Below are 16,456 nucleotides of genomic sequence, written 5' to 3' on the forward strand. Positions count from 1 at the left end.
AATTCTCCCAGAGCGTCTGCGTGTTTCTTCGGATCGCGAAAACGCTCTTCCTCCTATTGCGCAAATCCGGACGGAAAACCGTGGCACACTTTTCCTGGAATTGCTCTAGCGCTGACAATGCGGTTTGGCCGCGTCGCGGGCTTCACTCGCCACGACTGCCCCATGTTCAAAAACGACGTGGGATTCGACTATACAGAAGGAATTACCAGATGCCGCGGGTCACGCCGTTCAAGAGCCATGTCCAGATCGGCGGATGATACCATTGCCGCGAGGGCGCCGCTATTTTCAAGGGCTTGAGATTGCCGGTCACCGCATCGCGCATCGCCTTGACGATGATGCCTGTCGAGGCCGCCGTCTGGAGCAGCGGATAGGTGTGCATCGTGTCGCGTTTGGAGGGGGTGACGCGCTGCTGGTAGAGCACGTCGCCGGTATCGACGCCGGGGTCGACGAGGTGCATGGTGCCGCCGAAATTTGCCTCGTCGCGCTCGATGCGTGACCAGTAGCCACCTTGCAGGCCGCGATATCGCGGATTGATGCCGGCGTGGAAATTGAGGACGGGGCAGGCGATCGCCGCGAGCGTTCCGGCCTTCATCATGCGGCAGCTGACGAGAAGCAGTGCGGCCGGCCGCACCTCTTCCAGCGCTGTCAGCAGTTCGGGGCCGTTGGCCGAGGGGATGGCGATGCGGCGGATTGTCGAGTCCGTCGAGGGGTTTGCGCCGTATTCTTCGAGGATTTCCTCAGCGCGTTTTGCGGTGAAGCGCTTGCCGTATTTGGAAACGACCATGGTGGCGAGCTGGCCTAGGGCCTGCATCCAGCCAAGCTTTTTCGCGCGCCGCCGGATGAACAGCTTTTTCGATTCGGGTTGCTCCTCGATGACGACAAGGTTCGGGAAGGTGGTCTTGACGGCGTTGATGACGATTTCCGGGTTGGGGCCGGGCTGGATCAGCATGGCCACCGTTTCCATCCGTATGTCGCGTTCCGTCATGTCCCAGGCCTCGCCAGTCTTTTGCGGCATCTTCGTCGCGATGGCTTAGGAAGCGGTAACTGCGTTGGGGATTTGCCGGGCAGGGCTAAGGATTGGTTAGCGGGCGCGTAAAAGCTCGCCCGTCAGGTCGCCGTAACCGGTGAAGCGATACTCGTAGGCAAGGCCGAGATAGTCCGCCGCCTCTTTCGCCTTCTGCTTCAAACCCTCGTCCTCGACCTGCGAGAGATAGACGAGCTTCCTGTAATTGCCGAAGTACATGTCCTTCAGCTGGGGATGGCGATCGAGACCGAGCGGTTCGATGACGAAGGCGCGGAACTGGCGGGCGAGGAAATCGGTGAGGAAGAAGGAGGTGACGTCGTCGTCCTTGGCCGCGAAGGCGGCGTTGCCGGCGAAGAAGGAATAACAGTGCGGCCCGGCGATGCGCTCGACGCCCTCGCGCTCGCAGAGCCGGTCGAGCAATCCGCCCGTGCCGCAATCCGCATAGCCGACGAAAATGCGGGAAAACCCCTCGGCCCGCGCCTCGGCGATCGCCTGCTCCACGCCGGGCGTGATCTTTTCCGGGTGGGCGTGCCAGATCGCGGGAAGACAGAGCAGGTCGATATGGGAAAGACCGTTTGCCTCGCGGATGGCAAGGACTTCACGGGCGATGGCGCCGCAGGCGATGACGCGAACTTTTTCCGCGTTGCCACGTTCCGCTTCGTCGCCGGCTGGTCTAATTTCCGAGTCGAGTGCATTCATGAGAGGATCCCGCCATGACCGCGAAAAATCTTGCCCGTCTCGGCATTGTCTTTACCGCGCTGCTGGTGCTCAGCGCCTGTGGCAACACCATCCGCGGCCTCGGCCGTGACACCGCCAACGCGGTGGATGCGACCCAGGATGCCGGTCGCCGGGTCGTGCATTCCGTCAATTGATAGATCATGGTGAAAGGGCGCCGGTGCAAGACCGGCGCCCTTCAAAAATCAGCCGGCAAGCATGTTGTGCTTGCGCTTCATGAATTCCTTGGCCGTTTCGACCGCGACGGCCGCGTCGCGGCAGTAGGCGTCGGCGCCGACGGCCTTGCCGAATTCCTCGTTCAGCGGTGCGCCGCCGACGAGAACGACGTAATCGTCGCGCAGGCCCTTTTCCTTCATCGTGTCGATGACGACCTTCATGTAGGGCATGGTGGTCGTCAGCAGCGCCGACATACCGAGGATGTCCGGCTGCTCGCGTTCGATGGCCTCGAGGTAGTTTTCGACCGGGTTGTTGATGCCGAGGTCGATGACGTCGAAGCCGGCACCTTCCATCATCATGCCGACGAGATTCTTGCCGATGTCGTGGATGTCGCCCTTGACGGTGCCGATGACCATCTTGCCCTGCTTGGGCGCGCCGGTGGCGGCGAGCAGCGGACGCAGGATCGACATGCCGGCCTTCATCGCATTGGCCGAAAGCAGCACTTCCGGAACGAAGAGGATGCCGTCACGGAAATCGACGCCGACGATGCGCATGCCTTCGACGAGCGCCTGGGTCAGGACGTCGTAGGGGGCCCAGCCGCGCTCGAGAAGGATGTTGGTGCCTTCCTCGATTTCCTCCTTCAGGCCGTCGTAGAGGTCGTCGTGCATCTGCTGCACGAGCTCTTCGTCGGAGAGATCGGCGAGAATGATTTCGTCGTCAGACATTGTGTTTCCTCGTCTCCAGTGGCGCTGCGGCGGCAGGCTCTCACCATAAGGAATAGCGTTCCTCTTGCGCGAACCTGATTTTGAAAGCGACGTCGCATATGGCGAAAAGCGACCCGTTTCCCGCTTCTTGCATGAATAGCCGGTAAAGCCGTGAATTGACAGTGCAAACACGTCAATGCCGCTACGCTCCCCGTCGCAATCCCGCTATAGTCTCGCCCATGCCGGTATCCCGCGTGCGCCACCGCTTGGCGCATTGAGAACCGCCCCGCCCCGGCGGCTTGCTAGCATAGAACGAGAGGCGCGTTCGGGCGCCGGAAAGAACAAGGCCCGCGGTGCTTTTCTGCACCGCGACAACAAGGAAAGACGGATCATGAGCGAGGACATTCAGCAGGTGGCAGGCGAGGGCGGCGGTGAAGGCGGCGGTCGCCGTTCGCGTGAGGGTCGGGGTGCGGCCGCGCGGCGCGCCTCGCGCACCGGGGGCGGCCCGGGCCCGTCGCTGCCCTACATCACCCGCAAGATCAAGGAATACGAAGTCCTCGACGAAGAAGGCCTGCAGCTCATCGAGGCGAACGCCGACCGGGTACTGGAAGAGATCGGCATCGAGTTCCGCGAGGACCCCGAAGCCCTCCAGCTCTGGCGGGACGCCGGCGCCGACGTGCGCGGCGAGCGCGTGCATTTCCCCAAGGGCCTCTGCCGCGAACTCCTGAAGACCGCGCCGTCGAACTTCACCTGGCATGCCCGCAATCCCGAGCGCAGCGTGCATATCGGCGGCAAGGCCACCGTCTTCGTGCCGGTCTACGGCCCGCCCTTCGTGCGCGACCTGGAAGGCAACCGCCGTTATGCGACGATCGAGGATTTCCGCAACTTCGTGAAGCTCGCCTATATGGCGCCGTCCATGCATTCTTCCGGCGGTACGGTCTGTGAGCCGGTGGACGTTCCGGTGAACAAGCGTCACCTGGACATGGTCTACAGCCACATCAAATATTCCGACAAGCCGTTCATGGGCTCGGTCACCGCGCCGGAACGCGCGGAAGATTCGATCGCCATGGCCAAGCTGGTCTTCGGCGACGAGTTCGTCGAAAACAACACGGTCATGATGAACCTCATCAATGCCAACTCGCCGATGGTCTTCGACGAGACCATGGTGGGCGCGCTGAAGGTCTATGCGCGGCATAACCAGGCCTGCGTCGTCTCGCCGTTCATCCTGTCGGGCGCGATGAGCCCGGTGACGGTCGCCGGCACGCTGACGCAGATCCTTGCCGAAGTCCTCGCCGGCGCCGCCTTCACACAGCTCATCCGCAAGGGTGCGCCGGTGCTGTTCGGCACCTTCGCGGCCTCGATCTCCATGCAGTCGGGCGCGCCGACCTTCGGCTCGCCGGAGCCGTCGCTGGTGTCCTACGGCGCGGCGCAGCTCGCCCGTCGCCTCGGCATTCCGTTCCGGACCGGCGGCTCGCTCTGCGGCTCGAAGATCCCGGATGCGCAGGCCGCCCACGAATCGGCCAATACGCTGAACATGACGCTGCTCGCCGGCACGAACTTCGTGCTGCACGCCGCCGGTTGGCTGGAAGGCGGCCTCGTTGCCTCCTACGAAAAGTTCATGATCGATCAGGACCAGCTCGGCATGCAGCAGAAATTCGCCGAGGGCATCGACCTCTCGGAGAACGCCCAGGCGCTCGATGCGATCCGCGAAGTCGGCCCGGGCAGCCACTATCTCGGTTGCGCCCATACCCAGGCCAACTTCCAGACCGCCTTCTACCGCTCGCCGCTCGCCGACAACAATTCGTTCGAGCAGTGGGAAATCGAGGGACAGAAGCGCATTGAAGACCGCGCCAACGCGCTCTGCCGCACCTGGCTCGAGCACTACGAGGCGCCCTATCTCGATCCGGCGATCGACGACGCGCTGCTGGCCTATATGGCGGCCCGCAAGGATTCGATGCCGGACGCCTTCACCTGAAAGGGTCCCGATCGCGCCAGGGAGCAAGGCGGAGCAACACGGGTGGCGGACATGATCCAGAAGGACGTCTGGCGTCCCCACTATGAAATCAAGGGAGATGTGACCCGGTGAGGGCGCGTAGTCCCGATCTCGATATGATCCGTGCGGCTCTCCAGCCGCACGGTCTTTTTTTGCGCGGTGCCGTGAATTTTCGTGAGGGCGAAACACCGCCTGAGCTGGCGGATGGCCGCCAGGCCGCAAGCGTCGTGCTCATCGGCAATATTGGCAGCTCTCTCTGGCCGGCCTTTTCCCGTTGGCGGAAAGGGCGATCCGGCCCCGATCCGCTCGATACCTGGTCGAAGGCGGTGATAGAGCCCGTTGCCGCGGCGGCAGGGGCGACCGCCTGGTTTCCCTCCGATCCGCCCTGGCAGCCGTTTCAGCAATGGGCGATGCGGGCCGAGGGCCTGAAAGCCTCGCCGCTCGGGATCCTCATCCACCCCGTCTACGGTCTTTGGCACGGCTATCGCGGCGCGCTCGGTTTCGCCGCGCCGATCGAGGACACGCCGTCGCCGGTAGCGCCCCATCCCTGCGATCACTGTCCGGACAAGCCCTGCCTCACCACCTGTCCTGCCGCAGCCGTTCGCCCGGATTTGTTCGACATTTCCGCCTGCCGCGCGCATCTGCGCACGCCTGTGGGGCAGGGCGGCTGCATGTCGGCCGGCTGCCTTGCCCGCGCCGCCTGTCCCGTGGGCGCGGCCTATCGCTATGATGCCGCGCAGCTTCGCTTCCACATGGCGGCGCTCTCGCTTTGACGCCGACCTGCCGCTAAATTTGCCGCAATGCCAGCCGAGCCAAACGCCATGCGCGTCCTTCTCATTCTTCTCCTGTTCCTCGCTCTCGGGAGCCCCGCCATGGCCGAAGCGCCAAAATGCACCGAGATCGACCACCTGTCGGGCCGCTACACCGTCTGCACCTTCGATCCGAAGGTGGATACGATCCGCCTCTACGGCACGGCGACGCTCGGAAAGCGCGGTGCGACCTACGACCAGCTCAACACCCATCTCCTCGGCAACAGTCAGCACATGAGCTTTGCGATGAACGGCGGCATGTACCATCCGGATTATGGTCCGGTGGGGCTGCTGGTGGAAAACGGAAGGGAGACGGGCGCGCTCAGTCGCGGTGACGCCTTCGGCAATTTCTTCCTGAAACCGAACGGCGTTTTCTGGGTGGGAGACGGCACAGCGGGTGTGCTGGAGACGGAAGCCTATGCGAAGGCCGCGCTGTCGCCGGTCGAGGCGACGCAATCGGGACCGATGCTGCTGATCGACGGAACCATCCATCCGCGTTTCCTGCCCGATGCCACCAGCCTGCAGATCCGCAACGGCGTCGGCATCCTGCCGGACGGGCGGGTCGCCTTCGCAATCTCGAAAACTCCGGTGCGCTTCCACGATTTCGCGACGCTCTTCCGTGACCGGCTGCACAGTAAAAATGCGCTCTTTCTCGACGGCAGCATTTCCAGCCTCTACGCCCCGGAAATCCGGCGCCACGACCGGGACGCCGTGATGGGTACCATCATCGCCGTCGTAAAAAATCTGCCTTGGTGAGATTTTTTTGAACGCAGGCCCAAGGATCGCCGCCCGAGACACGTCTGAAAGGATAGTGCACAGCAATCGGGATGGACCCGTGGAAACAGAACTCGTCGAAAAGGCGGCCTCAGGCGACAGGCAGGCGTTCGCCGCGCTTGTCGAAGGCCGCTATGATTTTATCCATGCCGTCGCCTGGCGATGGTGCGGCGACCGGCAGGATGCCGAGGACGTGGCACAGGAGGTGTGCATACGCCTTGCCAGCGCCATCCGCGGTTTCAAGGGCGCCAGCCGCTTCGGGACCTGGCTCTATTCGGTGACGCTGAATGCGGCGCGCGACCAGCTGCGCAAGCGGCGCCGGGCCGAATGGCGCGACGCCGCCTATCTGCGCGAACAGGCCGTGCTGGACGACGCCCCCGCTGACGACGGCAATGAGGAGCTCTGGCAGGCGGTGCGGCAGTTGCCCGACAAGCAGCGCGACGCCGTGCTGCTGATCTACGGCGAGGGGCTCAGCCATGCGGCGGCGGCCGATGTGCTCGGCTGCGCCGAAACGACGATTTCCTGGCATGTGCACGAAGCCCGCAAGCGCCTGAAGGTGCTTTTGCGCGATGCGGCCGCGTGACGGAAGGACAGACGATGAGCGATCTCGACCTCGAAAAACTTGCCCGCAACAGGGCTCCCGCCGCCGACCCCGCGGCCCGTGCCCGCGCGCTTGCCGCCGCCATGGAGGCGTTCGACGGCGCGGAAAAAAATGCGACCAGCACCCAAGGATCGCCCTTGGGCGGGCGTCAAAGCTCCATCTTCAACCGGATATGGAGCCCCATCATGAACCGCAAATTTCTCGCCGGCTCGGCCCTTGCCACGCTGCTCGTCGTGCCAGTCGCTGGTCTTGTCAGCTATGAACTGGTGCGCAATGGCACCGTGCCGCTGACCACGGAGGCGGAGGTCGTAGAAAAGCCGGTCGATGCCGATCTGCGTGCGCGCAAGCTGGAAGCGAAGGCGGGTGAATTCAATGCGGAAGACGTTTCAGCCGCGTTGAAGGAGAGCGGCCAGGGCGGCAGTGCGAAGCGGTCGTCCGATGCGAAAGCGAAGGCGGACGCCACTCAGACGACCACGGTGTTCTCTACCGAACCTGCCCCGCTCGCTGAAAGCCGTCAGGAGGAGGTGGTCGCCACCGTCCCGGATTCATCCTTGCTCGGCGGGGTTGTTCCGACGCCGGAACTGAGCCAGACCACTGCCGAAACGTCCGTTGGTCATATCGATCTCAGCGGACACGAATCTGCTATCGTCGAGGGTGCCGCCAACATGCAGGCCCTGAGCCGCGCCATAACACAGCCCTCCGCGGCAGCTGATGCCATCGCGATGCCCGTGCCCGAGGAGGACCGCGAGCGTTTCGCTTCGGCCGATCCCAATCCGGTCAAGAGCGTCACCACCGATCCGGTCTCGACCTTTTCGGCTGATGTCGACACGGCCTCCTATTCCTATGTGCGCCGCGCGCTGCTCGGCGGCAGCCTGCCGGATCTCGAGGCAGTGCGGGTGGAGGAACTGGTCAACTACTTCCCCTATGACTGGAAGGGGCCGGAGACCGCGGAAAAGCCGTTCAACGCCTCCGTCACGGTCATGCCGACGCCCTGGAACAAGAACACCGAGCTGCTGCATATCGGCATCAAGGGGTTCGAGACGGTGCTGACGGCGCAGCCCGCCGCCAACCTCGTCTTCCTCATCGACGTCTCCGGCTCAATGGACGAGGTGGACAAGCTGCCGCTGCTGAAGGGCGCCTTCCGCCTGCTGGTCGGCAAGCTGAAGGACACGGACACCGTTTCCATCGTCACCTATGCCGGCAATGCCGGCGTGGTGCTGGAGCCGACGGCAGCGAAGAACCGCCAGAAAATCCTCGACGCCATCGACACGCTCCAGCCGGGCGGCTCGACGGCGGGCGCCGAGGGTATCGAGGCGGCCTATCGGCTGGCGGAGAAGGCCTTCAAGAAGGATGGCGTCAACCGCGTCATGCTGGCGACGGACGGCGATTTCAACGTCGGCCCGGCCAGCGACGAGGACCTGAAGCGCATCATCGAGGAGCGCCGCAAGAGCGGTATCTTCCTTTCGGTGCTTGGTTTTGGCCGCGGAAACTACAATGACGGCATGATGCAGACGCTAGCGCAGAACGGCAACGGCACGGCAGCCTATATCGATACGCTGGCCGAGGCACAGAAGACGCTGGTGGAGGAGGCGGGTTCCTCGCTCTTCCCCATTGCCAAGGACGTCAAGTTCCAGATCGAGTTCAATCCAGACCGCATCGCCGAATACCGCCTGATCGGCTACGAGACCCGCGTGCTCAACCGCGAGGATTTCAACAACGACAAGGTGGATGCCGGCGACATCGGCTCCGGCCATCGGGTGACGGCGATCTACGAGGTGACGCCGAAGGGCAGCCCCGCCGTGCTGAACGACCCGCTGCGTTATGGCAAGGCACAGCCGGTGGCCGAGAGCGGCAGCGGCGAACTCGCCTTCCTGAAGATGCGCTGGAAGAAGCCGGACGGCGAGACGAGCGAACTGGCAACCCTGCCGGTGACGGATGCGAATGCCGTCGCCGATGTGAGCGCCGCCTCGACGGATGTACGCTTCTCGGTCGCCGTCGCCGCCTTCGGGCAGAAGCTGAAGGGCGTGACGGCCCTGCAGGACTACGCCTATGGCTCGATCCTCGGGCTTGCAGAGGCAGCGAAGGGCAACGACCCCTTCGGCTATCGCGCCGAGTTCCTCAAACTCGTCCAGCTCGCCGGCGGCCTTTCCGGCGAAAAGGCGGAGTAGGGCAGGTCGCCCTTCATTCGGTCTGCCGAAACGTCTCCCCACATGGGGGAGACGGGCTAAGCGGCGGGTTTTTCCGCCGCCTTGCAACTGTTGTTTGCGGCCGCCGGCGCCACATCGCCTTCGCTCCACGTGCTGGGTGGCAGCAGTCGCAGCCGGATGAGGGGCGCCGTCCAGCGGCGCTCCTTTGCTTGTGGCAGCTGCTCGTAGCCGCGCGGGCTGCCTTCGGCCAGTGTCAGCCCGACATCGCGCAGTAATCGTGTATCGCGCCGCGCAATGAGCAGCCGCAGGGCTTCCCGTTCCGCCTGCCTCCGGCGAAACCGCATCCATTCTTCTCGTAGTTTTCGGATGATTCCCATGGCCTTGCCTTCTCTTTCACGACAAAGCCAAGCAAAACCGTAGACATTTCACAAACGAATAGCGATTATGGCAGGCATCAGAAAAAGCGATGGCGCCATGTATCCCCCTCTCGAAAGCGACCTGCTCCGTATTTTCGTCGCCGTCGCCCAGGCCGGCAATGTCACTCATGCCGCCGACAGGCTCGGGCGCACGCAATCGGCAATCAGCATGCAAGTGCGCAAGCTGGAGGATTCGGTGGGGGCGACGCTCTTCGAGCGCGGCCCGCGCGGCGTCGCCCTGACGCGGGAGGGCCAGCGGCTGCTGCCCTATGCGCGGCGCATCGTCGGGCTCGTCGACGAGACGACGGCGGCGATGCGCACCGTGCCGCTCGACGGCCCGGTGCGCGTGGGCATTCCCGAGGAATACAACCAGACGGTCTTGCCCAATGCGCTGGCGGCGTTTGCGGAAATCCATCCGGATACCGAGGTGACGGTGCTCTGTGGCTACACCGCCCAGCAGCTTGCGGCGCTGGAGGCCGACGAGCTCGACCTCGCCATCATCTTCGACTGGTGCGACGGGGTCTCCGGCGAGCTTCTGGCGATCGATCCGACGGTCTGGGTCACCTCCGTGGCGCACAACCGGCATCTGGAACGCCCGATGCCGGTGGCCGTCTACTGGCGCTCGAGCTGGTGTCGGGATTTCGCCCTGCGCTCGCTGGAGCGGCACACGATCCCCTATCGCATCGCCTATACCTGCGACACCAGCGGGGGCCTGCGATCGGCGGTCATGAGCGGGCTGACCGTCGCGCCGCTGTCGCGCAGCAACATCCCGCCCGGCACGCGCGAGCTGACCGCGGCGGACGGTTTTCCGCCGATCGATTCGTCCCGCGTCGTGTTGAAGCGCAATCCGCGGCGCAGCGGGCCGACGATCGACGGCATGGCCGACATGATCCGCAAATCCTTCGGGCCGCTGGCGGTGCCGGCCGATCAGGCCTTCGGATAGGCGCGTTCGAGGCCGCCCGAGCGGGTGAGGCCGGCGCGGAAGGCGGCATAGGCGGCGTGCTGGCTGGAGCGGGCGGCTTCGGTCAGCCGCATCTGCAGGCGCGCCGGCGCCGCCTCGCCCAGCCATTCGCCGAGCTTTTCCAGCTTCAGGGAGTTGAGAAAGCGGGCAGCGGCGGCGCGGTTGAGATACAGGTCGAGGCCTCCAAGGAGGTTCTCGTCCTGCTTGGGGTTTTCCATCAGCAGGCGCAGATAGGCCTGCTCGGTTTCGCCGAGGGCACCCAGCTTGTCGGCCACGGTCTCCCGGTCGGGAAAGGCTGCAAGATCGGCACTCATGATGGTCTCCCAAGAATCACGTCGTCTTAAATAGGACAGGGAAAAAGCGGGTCGCAAGCCGGTCAGTGAATGTTTAGACTAAAAATCCAATATTGACAAATTATCTATCTTTGGGTTGTTTGTCCGCATGTACGACTCATCGAATGCCGACCTGCTGCTTCGCCAGCACACCGCGACGGCCGCGGCCATCTCGACCCTGTTCTATCCCCATGCCGAAGTCGTGCTGCACGATCTCGAGACGGGTCTGATCGCCGGCATCTGGAATGCCTTTTCCGGCCGCAAGGCGGGCATGGAATCGCTCGTCGAGGAGGAGTTGGAGGAAGCCGGCGAGGGCGGCATCTACGGCCCCTACGAGAAGACCGGCGAGGACGGGCGGCGCCTGAAGTCGGTGACGGCGGTGCTGAAGGACGATTTCGGCCAGGCGCTCGGCCTCTTCTGCATCAACATGGATGTCTCGCATTTCGATGCCGCGGCAAGGCTGCTTTCGGCCTTTACCGGTGCAGCAGCCGCCCGCCCGGCCTCGCTTTTCGCCGGCGACTGGCGCGAGGAGATCAACACGGCGCTGCACGACTGGCTGCGCACCCGCGGGCTGGCGCTGACGGCGCTGAAGAAGGGCGACCGGGTGGCGCTCGTCGCCGCGCTCGACGAACGCGGCCTGTTCCAGACCCGCAATGCCGTCGATCATCTCGCCGGCCTCATCGGCGCCTCGCGCGCTTCGATCTACAACTATCTCGCCGATGCCCGGCGCCAGAACCAGAAGGACAGGACCCTGTGACGACGCTGCCGGATTTCCGCCTCGAAACCCATTTCTCGCGCTGGGAATTCAAGGCGCGCCACCACATGACGGCAAGCGATGCCGAGACGATGACCATGTCGGACCTCCTGGCGCTGGCGGGACCCGCGGATCGCGAGGCCTGGGAGCGCGTGGCGCTCGGCTATACCGAAACCTGGGGCGCGCCGGAACTGCGCGAGACCATCGCAACGACCTATGACACGCTGTCGGGCGCCGACATACTGACCTTCGCCGGCGCGGAGGAGGGGCTGTACTGCGCCATGCTGGCGCTGCTTTCACCCGCTGACCATGCCATCGTCACCGTGCCGAACTACCAGTCGATGGAGACCATGCCGGTCACCATATCAGGCAACGTCACGGGCATTGCGCTCCGGCCGGAAAACCGCTGGCAGCTCGATCTCGACGACGTGCGCGCCGCGTTGCGCCCCGAAACAAAACTCGTCGCCGTCAATTTCCCGAACAATCCGACGGGCACCATCGCCGATCAGGCGATTTTCCGTGGACTGGTCGATCTTTGCGCCGAGCGCGGCATCCATCTCTTTTCCGACGAGGTCTATCGCGGACTGGAGATCGACGCGGCAAAGCGCCTGCCGCAGGCGGCCGACCTGTTCGACAGGGGGATTTCACTCAATGTGATGTCCAAGGCCTATGGCCTGCCGGGCCTGCGTGTTGGCTGGATCGCCAGCCGTGACCATGCATTGCTGTCGCGCATGGAGAAGATGAAACACTATCTTTCCATCTGCAATGCGCGCCCCTCCGAGGTGCTGGCCGGTATCGCGATCAAGGCACGCGAAACGATCTTTGCCCGCAACCGCACGCTCTGCGCGGAGAATATGGCCAAGCTCGGTGCCTTTTTCGCCGATTATCCGGATCTTTACGACTGGGCCGAGCCGGACGGCGGCTGCGTCGCCTTCCCGCGCTATCGCGGTGCGGATGGCGTCGAGGAGCATTGCCGCCGGCTGGTCGAGGAGAAGGGCGTGCTGCTGCTGCCTTCCAGCCTCTATGTCTCGGACCTTCTGCCCGTACCGTCGGATCGTTTCCGTGTCGGCGTCGGTCGGCGCAACATGGAGGCGGGACTTGCAGCATGGCGGGCGTTTTTGGAAGCGTCGTAAGCTCCTCCCGACGGTCCGGCAATCGGGGTCCGGTGCTGCCGCCGCCTCTCTCGAAGCGTGCGGTGGCTTCCTTCATGCGTGATCGTCCTCCTCTCGACAGAGCAGACGCGCTGCGGCAGTGTACAGCGGCACGCCCAGCGAAAGGAGACACGATGACTGCTCCGCCGATACCGGCACTGGTCGCCGTGGTGTTCGACCGCTATCCGGCGGCGGTGCGGGCACGATTGATGGAAATCCGTGAGGCGATCTTCGCGGTCGCCGCGGAAACGCCGGGCGTCGGCGCCCTTGTTGAAACGCTCAAATGGGGCGAGCCGGCCTATCTCACGCAGGAGAGCCGGTCGGGCAGTTCCATCCGGCTGGGCGTTTCCCGGCAGGCGGCAGATTGCGGCGCGGTGTTCTTCAATTGCCAGACCACGCTCGTGCCGACGTTCCGGATGCAGTTTGAAGGGGTTTTTGGCTTTGAGGGCAATCGTGCGATCCTCATTCCCGCGGGTGAACCACTGCCACGGGCGCCGCTGGCCTTCTGTCTCCACGCCGCCCTGACCTATCACCGGCGAAAATCGGGTGCCTGAACGACAAAGGGCGCCCACCGGGCGCCCTTCTGGCCTCAGCCGCGACGGCGGCCGCGTTCGCGGGCGGGCGCAGCGGCGCTTTCGTCAGCGGTCTTGTTGCGCAGCGGGCCGATAGCCTCGATGATCGCGGGGAGCGTCGGACGTTCGCGCGGCTCATGCGCGTCGAGCGCAACGCGCATGGCTGCGAGGTGCTCGCAGGACGTGCCGCAGCAGCCGCCGATGATGCGCGCGCCGGCATCGCGGGCAAGGCGGGCATATTCGGCCATCAGCGGCGGCGTGCCGGAATAGTAGATTTCCGCGCCGCGATATTCCGGGATGCCGCAATTGCCCTTGACGACGACGGTCGCGGACGGGTCGGCGCCGGTCATGTCGAGCAGCGAGGACAGGATGTCGGACGCGCCGACGCCGCAATTGGCGCCGACGGCGAGCGGGCCCGCGCCGATATCGCCGGCAACGCCGTGGATGTCCCGCGGATGCAGGCCCATCATGGTCTTGCCGGCCGTGTCGAACGAGCCGGTATAGACGAAGGGCATGCCGGTCTTGGTGGCCGCTTCGGCCGCGGCGCGGATTTCCTCCGGCGAGGACATGGTCTCGATCCAGGCGACATCCGCACCACCGGCCTTCAGACCTTCGATCTGTTCGGCGAAGGCGGAAACGGCATCGTCATAGGTCATCGCGCCGAGCGGCACGAGCAGTTCGCCCGTCGGGCCGACGGAACCGGCGACGATCACCTTGCGCGGTGCCTTGTCGGCGACGGCACGGGCGATCTCGGCGGCCTTCTTGTTGAGGTCGAAGACGCGGTCCTGCGCATGGTGCAGCTTCAGGCGATGGCGCGTGCCGCCGAAGGTGTTGGTGAGGATGATGTCCGCGCCCGCATCGACGAAGTCCTGGTGCAGCTTCGTGATGTTCTCGGGCTTGGCCTCGTTCCACAGCTCCGGTGCTTCCCCGGCTTCGAGGCCCATGGCGAAGAGCGAGGTCCCGGTCGCGCCATCGGCAAGCAGGAAGGGCTTTTCGGCAAGAAGCTGGGCAAGCGGGTTCGTCGCGGTCATCGGTGGATCCTTCTGTTTGTCACATCATATAAAGATTTCTTTATGTGATTGCAACGGCGGATTGGCGGCTCGTTCGAGGAAGGTCGCAACCCTTGCCTCGATCATCTACAGCTCCGGATGCCGCGTGGACCCTCGGGTCAAGCGCGAGGGTGAGGAAGGAGAGCGGGGGGAGTCCGAGGAAAGGCAAGAAAGGAAGGAGACGGCGGTGTGTAGGGTGGGGAGGAACGGGGCGAAACGAAGCCGGCCACTCCTAAACGGGAGGAGGGTGCCCGGGAGCGCCCTCCCTGTCCGTCTGCGGTGCGGTTCAGGCCGCCTTCGCCTCGTGGCTGGTCGGCGTCACCATCGAGGAGATGATGGCGCTGAGGCTGATAGCGCCGATCGGTCGGCCCGCCTCGTCGACCACATGGGCGAGCGTCTGGTTGGCGGCCGTCATGGCGCGGGCGGCCATTTCGAGCACCGTGCCCGTGGTGATCGGCATGCCCTCGGGATTGCCCGAGAGCGGCGCCATGATCGTCTCGACATTCACCACCCGGCCGCGGTTCACCTCCTTGACGAAGGCGGTGATGTATTCGTCCGCGGGGTTCAGCACGATCTCCTGCCCGGTGCCCTGCTGCACGACCATGCCGTCGCGAAGGATGGCGATCTTGTCGCCGAGGCGCAGCGCCTCGTCGAGATCGTGGGTGATGAAGACGACGGTCTTCTTCAGTTCCTTCTGCAGGTCGAGCAGCACGGTCTGCATGTCGACGCGGATCAACGGGTCGAGCGCCGAATAGGCTTCGTCCATCAAGAGGATGTCCGCGTCGTTGGTCAGTGCCCGGGCAAGGCCCACGCGCTGCTGCATGCCGCCCGAAAGCTGGTTCGGGTAGTGGTTCTCGAAGCCGGCGAGGCCGACGCGGGCGATCCACTGCTTGGCGCGCTTTTCGCGCTCCGCCTGTGCCACGCCCTGGATCTCGAGGCCGTAGACGGTGTTTTCGAGGACCGTGCGGTGCGGCAGCAGCGCGAATTTCTGGAACACCATTGCCGTCTTGTGGCGGCGGAATTCGCGCAGGTCGTTCTCGTTCATCCGGCACACGTCGACGCCGTCATAGAGCACTTCGCCGGCGGTCGGGTCGATCAGCCGGTTGATGTGGCGGATCAGCGTCGATTTTCCCGAGCCGGACAGACCCATCACCACCATGATGCCGCCAGCCGGCATGGAGATGTTGATGTCGCGCAGACCCAGCACATGGCCGTATTTCTGGTTCAGCTCGGCCTTGCCGAGGCCGTTCTTGACCGCATCGACATAGTCGCCGCCGCGGGGTCCGAAGATCTTGTAGAGATTGCGGACCTCGATTGCATGACTAACCATGAATTACCTCCGAATGCTTCTGCAGCCGCTTGCCATAGGCCTGGCTTGTGCGGTCAAAGATGATGGCGATGGCCACGAGCGCGAACCCGTTGAGGAACCCGACCGTGAAGAACTGGTTGTTGATGGCCTGGAGCACGTTCTTGCCGAGCCCCCCGACGCCGACCATGGAGGCGACGACGACCATGGCGAGCGACATCATGATGGTCTGGTTGATGCCGGCCATGATGGTGGGCAGGGCAAGCGGCATCTGCACGTTCTTCAGCTTCTGCCAGCCGGAGGAGCCGAAGGCGTCGGCCGCTTCCAGCACCTCCTTGTCGACGAGGCGGATGCCGAGATTGGTGAGGCGGATCATCGGCGGCACGGCATAGATGACGACCGCGATGAGGCCCGGCACCTTGCCGATGCCGAAGATCATGACGACGGGGATGAGATAGACGAAGCTCGGCATCGTCTGCATCACGTCGAGGATCGGGTTGACGAAGGCCTGCACCCGGTCCGACCTTGCCATGAGAATGCCGATCGGGATGCCGACGATGACGGCGATCAGCGTACAGACCGTCACCATGGCGAGCGTCACCATCGTGTCGTTCCACAGGCCCAGAAGGCCGATGGCGCACATGGAGATGGCCGTGCCGATGGTGATCTTGATGTTGCGGCTGCCGAAATAGACGATGGCCAGCATCGCGATCAGGATGATCGGCCAGGGCGAACTGACAAACAGCCGCTCCAGATAGTTCAGGAACCATTGCAACGGCTGAACCATTGCATCGATGATGTTGACGTAACTTCTGACGAGGCTCTTGAAGCCGTCGTCGATGACTTTTCTTGCTCCGCGGATACTGGTGTCACTGAAAGCCGGAAACTTGCAAAGAAAGCCTGGCAATAGTTCGCATAGGCCTGCCATCCTCTTCCCCTCTTCTACCGGAAGTTATTGTCCCGCTCCGCAAG

At 64.1% G+C, this 16,456-nt stretch carries 18 protein-coding genes; 10 read left to right on the forward strand and 8 right to left on the reverse strand.

Annotated elements, in window-relative coordinates:
- Nucleotides 1-202 precede the first annotated feature (202 nt).
- Together EXZ48_RS09555 and EXZ48_RS09560 are read right to left on the reverse strand one after the other, a co-directional pair.
- Nucleotides 203-985, reverse strand: a complete 783-nt coding sequence (locus EXZ48_RS09555) for a formyl transferase (RefSeq protein ID WP_245461987.1) — start codon at nt 983-985, stop codon at nt 203-205.
- A 96-nt stretch (nt 986-1,081) separates the two neighbouring features.
- Nucleotides 1,082-1,723, reverse strand: coding sequence for a DUF1638 domain-containing protein (locus EXZ48_RS09560; protein ID WP_023514483.1), 642 nt, complete (start codon nt 1,721-1,723; stop codon nt 1,082-1,084).
- 14 nt (nt 1,724-1,737) lie between these two features.
- On the opposite strand from EXZ48_RS09560, the gene EXZ48_RS09565 reads away from it, so the two are divergent.
- A complete protein-coding gene (locus EXZ48_RS09565; RefSeq protein WP_023514482.1) occupies nt 1,738-1,896 on the forward strand; it encodes an entericidin A/B family lipoprotein in 159 nt (52 codons plus the stop codon).
- A 48-nt stretch (nt 1,897-1,944) separates the two neighbouring features.
- On the opposite strand, the gene EXZ48_RS09570 is transcribed toward EXZ48_RS09565, so the two are convergent.
- A complete protein-coding gene (locus EXZ48_RS09570; RefSeq protein ID WP_023514481.1) occupies nt 1,945-2,640 on the reverse strand; it encodes a B12-binding domain-containing protein in 696 nt (231 codons plus the stop codon).
- A gap of 370 nt (nt 2,641-3,010) precedes the next feature.
- Between EXZ48_RS09570 and EXZ48_RS09575 the strand changes: the two genes are divergently transcribed.
- From EXZ48_RS09575 to EXZ48_RS09595, 5 genes are all read left to right on the forward strand, one after another.
- Nucleotides 3,011-4,594, forward strand: a complete 1,584-nt coding sequence (locus EXZ48_RS09575) for a trimethylamine methyltransferase family protein (RefSeq protein ID WP_130515571.1) — start codon at nt 3,011-3,013, stop codon at nt 4,592-4,594.
- 134 nt (nt 4,595-4,728) lie between these two features.
- Nucleotides 4,729-5,385: a 4Fe-4S dicluster domain-containing protein gene (locus tag EXZ48_RS09580; RefSeq protein WP_130515694.1), complete on the forward strand. Its 657-nt coding sequence runs from the start codon at nt 4,729-4,731 to the stop codon at nt 5,383-5,385.
- Nucleotides 5,386-5,484: 99 nt separating this feature from the next.
- Nucleotides 5,485-6,177, forward strand: coding sequence for a phosphodiester glycosidase family protein (locus EXZ48_RS09585; RefSeq protein WP_245461988.1), 693 nt, complete (start codon nt 5,485-5,487; stop codon nt 6,175-6,177).
- 79 nt (nt 6,178-6,256) lie between these two features.
- Entirely contained in the window at nt 6,257-6,778 is a 522-nt protein-coding gene (locus tag EXZ48_RS09590; RefSeq protein WP_050743294.1) for an RNA polymerase sigma factor, read from the forward strand.
- Between the two features lie 14 nt (nt 6,779-6,792).
- Nucleotides 6,793-8,964 carry a VWA domain-containing protein gene (locus EXZ48_RS09595; protein ID WP_130515576.1) on the forward strand — a complete coding sequence of 724 codons (2,172 nt, stop codon included), beginning with the start codon at nt 6,793-6,795 and terminating at the stop codon, nt 8,962-8,964.
- 56 nt (nt 8,965-9,020) lie between these two features.
- On the opposite strand, the gene EXZ48_RS09600 is transcribed toward EXZ48_RS09595, so the two are convergent.
- On the reverse strand, nt 9,021-9,320 hold the full coding sequence (locus EXZ48_RS09600; protein ID WP_130515578.1) for a hypothetical protein: 300 nt from the start codon (nt 9,318-9,320) through the stop codon (nt 9,021-9,023).
- Between the two features lie 97 nt (nt 9,321-9,417).
- Between EXZ48_RS09600 and EXZ48_RS09605 the strand changes: the two genes are divergently transcribed.
- Nucleotides 9,418-10,302 (forward strand): LysR family transcriptional regulator, encoded by an 885-nt coding sequence (locus tag EXZ48_RS09605; RefSeq protein ID WP_130515696.1) that lies wholly within the window; start codon nt 9,418-9,420, stop codon nt 10,300-10,302.
- Here the strand turns inward: EXZ48_RS09605 and EXZ48_RS09610 are convergent.
- On the reverse strand, nt 10,287-10,634 hold the full coding sequence (locus EXZ48_RS09610; protein ID WP_024271524.1) for a hypothetical protein: 348 nt from the start codon (nt 10,632-10,634) through the stop codon (nt 10,287-10,289). The genes EXZ48_RS09605 and EXZ48_RS09610 overlap by 16 nt on opposite strands.
- Before the next feature lie 127 nt (nt 10,635-10,761).
- Here EXZ48_RS09610 and EXZ48_RS09615 point away from each other — a divergent pair, with 127 nt between their 5' ends.
- The 3 genes from EXZ48_RS09615 to EXZ48_RS09625 all read left to right on the forward strand — a co-directional run bounded on the left by EXZ48_RS09615 (nt 10,762) and on the right by EXZ48_RS09625 (nt 13,111).
- Nucleotides 10,762-11,409: a transcriptional regulator gene (locus tag EXZ48_RS09615; RefSeq protein ID WP_023515531.1), complete on the forward strand. Its 648-nt coding sequence runs from the start codon at nt 10,762-10,764 to the stop codon at nt 11,407-11,409.
- A complete protein-coding gene (locus EXZ48_RS09620) occupies nt 11,406-12,539 on the forward strand; it encodes an aminotransferase class I/II-fold pyridoxal phosphate-dependent enzyme (RefSeq protein WP_130515580.1) in 1,134 nt (377 codons plus the stop codon). The genes EXZ48_RS09615 and EXZ48_RS09620 overlap by 4 nt, the downstream gene beginning before the upstream one ends.
- 152 nt (nt 12,540-12,691) lie before the next feature.
- Nucleotides 12,692-13,111 (forward strand): DUF1801 domain-containing protein, encoded by a 420-nt coding sequence (locus EXZ48_RS09625; protein WP_023515529.1) that lies wholly within the window; start codon nt 12,692-12,694, stop codon nt 13,109-13,111.
- Nucleotides 13,112-13,146: 35 nt separating this feature from the next.
- Here EXZ48_RS09625 and bmt read toward each other — a convergent pair whose 3' ends face one another.
- From bmt to EXZ48_RS09640, 3 genes are all read right to left on the reverse strand, one after another.
- Nucleotides 13,147-14,160 (reverse strand): betaine--homocysteine S-methyltransferase, encoded by a 1,014-nt coding sequence (gene bmt, locus EXZ48_RS09630; RefSeq protein ID WP_050743289.1) that lies wholly within the window; start codon nt 14,158-14,160, stop codon nt 13,147-13,149.
- A 304-nt stretch (nt 14,161-14,464) separates the two neighbouring features.
- Nucleotides 14,465-15,508, reverse strand: a complete 1,044-nt coding sequence (locus EXZ48_RS09635; protein ID WP_023515527.1) for a glycine betaine/L-proline ABC transporter ATP-binding protein — start codon at nt 15,506-15,508, stop codon at nt 14,465-14,467.
- Complete coding sequence (locus EXZ48_RS09640; RefSeq protein ID WP_130515587.1) at nt 15,501-16,412, reverse strand: proline/glycine betaine ABC transporter permease; 912 nt, start codon at nt 16,410-16,412, stop codon at nt 15,501-15,503. The genes EXZ48_RS09635 and EXZ48_RS09640 overlap by 8 nt, the downstream gene beginning before the upstream one ends.
- Between the last annotated feature and the right edge of the window lie 44 nt (nt 16,413-16,456).

Origin of the sequence: Shinella sp. JR1-6 (genome assembly GCF_004284735.1) — a bacterium.
Classification (GTDB): domain Bacteria; phylum Pseudomonadota; class Alphaproteobacteria; order Rhizobiales; family Rhizobiaceae; genus Shinella.